At 43.8% G+C, this 2950-nt stretch carries 3 protein-coding genes; 2 read left to right on the top strand and 1 reads right to left on the bottom strand.

What is annotated here, in order from left to right; translation table 11 throughout:
- Positions 1 to 726 (top strand): methyltransferase domain-containing protein (locus tag IT291_09325; protein ID MCC6221425.1); only part of this gene is annotated, 726 nt, incomplete at its 5' end.
- 204 nt (positions 727 to 930) lie between these two features.
- Entirely contained in the window at positions 931 to 1884 is a 954-nt protein-coding gene (locus IT291_09320; GenBank protein MCC6221424.1) for a hypothetical protein, read from the top strand.
- Here the strand turns inward: IT291_09320 and IT291_09315 are convergent.
- The gene (locus tag IT291_09315) at positions 1879 to 2817 is read right to left on the bottom strand and encodes a hypothetical protein (GenBank protein MCC6221423.1); all 939 of its coding nucleotides are present in this window, start codon (positions 2815 to 2817) and stop codon (positions 1879 to 1881) included. The two genes, IT291_09320 and IT291_09315, sit on opposite strands and share 6 nt — an antisense overlap.
- Positions 2818 to 2950 lie beyond the last annotated feature (133 nt).

Genomic DNA, 2950 nt, shown 5'->3' with positions numbered 1-2950 from the left:
CAAATGTTTTGGCCTAACGAACTTGCGATGCTTAGTCGACTCGATCTTAAACGAGCGACGTCAGGAGCAGATATAGGCTGCGGACATGGTTTTGTTTCAGCACTTATTGCAAGCACTTTTCCACAAATTAAGCTCTGTGGATTGGATATCTCAGAAGAGCTCATTAGCACCGCTAGAAGTGTTCATGGGGATATAGAGAATTTAGAATTTGCGATCGGCTCGGCTTACGATATTAAATTGCCTGACGATTCCCAGGATTTTATTTACAGCCGCCTAGTTTATCAACACCTAAGTAACCCCGAGAAGGCTATTGGGGAGGCATTTCGCATTTGTGCCTCAGGAGGGCAGATCGGTATTCTAGATATCGACTCAGAGCTTCAGTTGTTTTCAGAAAACCCCCCTGCCCTAAAGACTCTACTAAGCGAAATATCTAAAGCGCAAAGAGAACGAGGAGGAAATCGCGAAATAGGTCGACAGCTTCCCCTGCTTTTAAAAGAAGCTGGTTTTTCTAATATCGACATTGTCCTTGAGCCGATTTCAACTTTGCAAATTCCTCTGGAACAGTTTTGTGCAATTACCATGGGCTTTGCCGAATGGTTTATTGCTGACGACAGGGGACGAAAAATTTATACGGCCGCGTTAAACGAACTGACCAACCTCAAGAAACCCATTTTTGCAATGCTTGCCGTAATGTTTGTTTATGGCAGAAAGCTTCCTAATGCTTAGGTGAGGTTGAGTATTTGGTTCGCGCAATGTGCTAACTTTATTCAGCAAAATCTTGAGTTAGCATACCCCGATAATTCGGTTAGAAACGAGCTTTTTTTATGGGCTCGTGGTAGTAAGTCATCTTTAGTACGCGGATTAGTTACAATTCTTCGCGGATAGGGGGTTGATGGTTTATTGGTGAATACTGGCAACTGAAGAGTTATTATGACTAAGTCAGAGCTAATAGAGTCGCCCAATATCTCAGCGTTATCGTTCGAGAATGTTAATCTTAATAATGGCCAAAACAAATTATTGCCGACGTCTTACATAGATGCGGGAGTGGCCTGTCTGCCACAATCGGAACGAGTTGTACGCTTTTATTCTGTGGATAGCCAAGCATTACAGCCCGAGCATTACAACACTATTACGTATCTTTATCAGAAAACGTATGGGCCGGAGTTCCAGCCAGTTCCTGATGTCTCAAAATGGATAATTGCTCTAGACGAACAAAGGAATATTTGCCTTGGAAGTTTAGCTATTACCCGACTTCATGATAGTGCCGCGCCTTTTATCCTCCACGGTGTTCCGAAGGGGCAAAGCTCAAAGGTTCTAGAGGATTTGGATAGCGTAACCAGAAAAGAACATGACCTCGATCTCAGTACAATGGCGCGATGTTGTGAGGCCGGAACGTTTACGGTTAATAGCGACGGATTACATAATTCTTATGACATACTTAATGTAGCACGTTTAGTTCTGCTGATCGGAGCACTGCATGCATACGACGACAATTACGTAAATAGTGTGTTTGTTGCCACAAAACGGGTTCGGCTATTATTGACTCGAATAGGTGTTTGGTTTTGGCCTTTTAGACCCGCATATGACATCTTCGGCGATTACGCATTATCTCTAAGTGACATATGTTCGAGAATGCATTCAGAGCTCAAGTTTTCTCAAGAAAGCATAAATTTAGTGCTCGAGAAATATGCCGAGGTGTTAAAAGAAGAGACGAGAAAGATTCATAGCGTCCGCTCTGGAGTGGTTCACATTCCACAGATGATAGAGCAGCTTAGCAATTCAACCGCAGGGAAGGCCTATACACGCCCTCGCTCAGTACAAGGTGGTCTTATCAAGACCATAGTGGATGGTGGCAACGAAATTGTTTCCCGACACATACTATAAAGCGGGGGAGTGAGGTGTGCCCCAAACTGGCTTGTCACTCCACGAGGCCCCATGTTGCTGATTATAACAATGATACTCCCTTTCCGCGTTAGTAATCGGGGCTATGCCTTCTCTTAACTGAAATATAAAACTGTCGTTGTTTCCATTGAAGGTAAGATATCCTGTTCGTCGCATCCAGGAACTTTCTTCCCACGTCTCTAACTCCCGCTTAACCGCTTTAGCTAAGCGCGCTTCGTCATTCCACAAGATATAGCTGTCGCCATTTGAATCACTAATCTTTTCAGCAAAGTCCCCCGTGAAAAAAAAGGCCTCATCATCAACTCTTTTAATGTGAAGTCTTTTCGAATCTTCCTCCACGAATAAGTTAATAGTATCGCTAATTATTCGGTAGACTACATCAGTGGACTTCCGATCTCTTTTGCCAAGCATGCAACCAAATTCTACCTCAGCTACGCCGTAGCCAAACAACATTTCCATTTTCACCCTACACTGGCCCATGATGTGCCTAATAAACTTCTCTAGGCTAAGCGGACAATAGTATCCACCCAAGGCAATCACGATTGACTCTGGCCAATCGAGCTTGTGTGTGAAGTGGTTAAGGCACAGATGAGTTGTCGATAATGGCTGGCCAATTATAACAGCCGGTAATTTTTCACTGTGCGCCAGCAATAACGCTCGGGAAAAAGTATTTGATCGCAAATATGTATCTACTACCGTGAACCCCTGAAACATCCCAAGTGATGATGGATAGCAGCTAATTATAATTGGCTGATTCTTAAACACCTCCTCCACGGCTGGAAAAAAACGAAGAGCTGCACCGATTTGCTCCGCTCCAGAGCTTGCCTCCCTAAAGGCATAAGGGTCAAGACTTAACGTGCCATTGGAATACGACAAATAACCCCGAGGCACCTCTTTTCTCTTTCGGAAACTCATATAAATCTGCCTTTTAATTTCATTGCGCTTTCCCCCATGCCTTCACCGAATAATCGAGTAAAGAGGAGCTAATTGAAAGCCCAGACGTCTTTAGGTTATCTAGATTAATCTTCGGTGCGCGAATTGTAGAATT

The sequence above is a fragment of the Deltaproteobacteria bacterium genome (assembly GCA_020845775.1).
In the GTDB taxonomy this organism is placed as follows: Bacteria; Bdellovibrionota_C; UBA2361; order SZUA-149; family JADLFC01; genus JADLFC01.
This window is presented reverse-complemented; position numbering and strand designations above follow the sequence as displayed.

What these genes read in the sequence shown, in the direction of transcription:
- IT291_09320 (MCC6221424.1), top strand. Translation starts at nt 931, where the DNA reads ATGACTAAGTCAGAGCTAATAGAGTCGCCCAATATCTCAGCGTTATCG.
- IT291_09315 (MCC6221423.1), bottom strand. Translation starts at nt 2,817, where the DNA reads ATGAGTTTCCGAAAGAGAAAAGAGGTGCCTCGGGGTTATTTGTCGTAT.